This is a genomic window from Moorena sp. SIO4A1 (assembly GCF_010672065.1).
GTDB lineage: Bacteria > Cyanobacteriota > Cyanobacteriia > Cyanobacteriales > Coleofasciculaceae > Moorena.
Window position 1 is genome coordinate 1 of sequence record NZ_JAAHHX010000537.1, and the last position, 1,704, is coordinate 1,704.

Annotated in this window: 1 protein-coding gene; it reads left to right on the plus strand. The window is 46.0% G+C overall.

The window, feature by feature from the left end; translation table 11 throughout:
* Nucleotides 1–64: 64 nt before the first annotated feature.
* Nucleotides 65–1,537 (plus strand): bifunctional diguanylate cyclase/phosphodiesterase, encoded by a 1,473-nt coding sequence (locus tag F6K53_RS40345; RefSeq protein ID WP_293085746.1) that lies wholly within the window; start codon nt 65–67, stop codon nt 1,535–1,537.
* Nucleotides 1,538–1,704: the final 167 nt, after the last annotated feature.

Consider the following 1,704-nt stretch of genomic DNA (forward strand, 5'->3'; position numbering starts at 1 on the left):
CCTTTTTGGCTCAATTATCAATGAGTAACTCAATTGGGCTAATTCAGGGTGATAGAGAAAGTAGGTGTTCGCTAGAATTAACAATGATCAGCCAGATCAGCAACCTGTAGAAAGGTTTCAGGATTCTACCTTTAATGACCTCCTGATTCCCTGGCTTAACCCAGATAGTTTTAGGAGACGGTTGAGGCAAGTAATCCAGAGGTCAAAGTGGTATAAGGGTTATCGATTCGCCGTCTTATTGGTGGGTTTGGAACGTTTCAAAGTCATTCAGTTTAGTATGGGACGGCAAGTGGGAGCAAAATTGCTAAAGGCTTTTGATTCTCGCTTGACTTATGCCCTGAATTCTACCATTAACTATACCATTAACTATACAGTGGCGCGGTGGTCCGAAGATGAATTAGCGGTCTTGCTCGAAGACATTAACGATGTCAGTGAAGGTAGCTTGGTAGCAGAACAGATTTGCGCTAGCCTGCGGACGCCTTTTTCGATTGATGACCATCAGATCTTTTTGAGTGCCAATATTGGAATTGCTAGCAATGACAGGGATGATTACCAAGCCTCTGCTCTTCTTGACAACGCCAGTCTAGCTCTTTATCGAGCCAAAATGGAGAGTAACACTGGCTATCAGCTGTTTACCCCTGCCATGCGCACCCGGAGTGTAGAGCGGTTGCAGTTAGAAGATAGTTTACGCTTGGGTATTAAGCGCCAAGAATTGCGGCTTTATTACCAGCCAATTGTGTCTCTTGAAACCCATAAGCTGGCTGGCTTTGAGGCACTGGTGCGCTGGGAGCATCCCGAACGGGGACTGCTGTTGCCAGCAGAGTTCATTCCAGTGGCAGAAGAAACAAAGCTGATTGTGCCACTGGGTTGGTGGGTACTACAAGAGGCTTGCCAACAAATGTGGCAGTGGCAACAACAGTTTCCCCACTATCGGGATTTAACGATCAGCGTTAACATCTCCAGCTTACAATTATCCCAACCGGATCTAATCGGGAAAATCGACACAATTTTGTGGGATTCTGGTCTTGATGCCCAGAGTTTGAAACTGGAGATTACAGAAAGTATACTACTGGAAACCACTACAGTAGTTCTGTTGGAGAAACTCAAACAGCGACAGATTCAGTTGTGCATTGATGATTTTGGGACTGGCTATTCTGGCTTCAGTTACTTGCCAAATTTTCCCATAGATATATTAAAAATTGACCGCTCTTTTGTCAAAGGTATGAGTGATAATCACAAACATGAGAAAATTTTGCGGTGGATGGTAAAGTTGGCAAACGACTTCGGCATACATGTAGTGGCAGAGGGAGTGGAAACCGAAAAGCAATTGGGACAGCTTTGTGATTGGCGTTGTCAATATGGACAGGGGTATTGGTTTTCTAAGCCTTTAAATGCCCAAGCTACTGAAGCCTGGTTAGAAGCTCTAAGTGTGGGGAGATGGGGAGATGGGGAGATGGGGATAGGGAATCGGGAATCGGGAATCGGGAATCGGGAATCGGGAATCGGGAATCGGGAACTTCGGATAAAGGAAGATTAGGAACAACAGAGGATTTCTTGGTGTGATCAGAAATCAGGATTGGGTTTGATGATCGACTGCGTGTTTGAGATACTTATAAGGTACATTCAATTTTCCCATAGGCCACTCCCGACTCCCGACTCCCGACTCCCGACTCCCGACTCCCGACTCCCGACTCCCGACTCCCG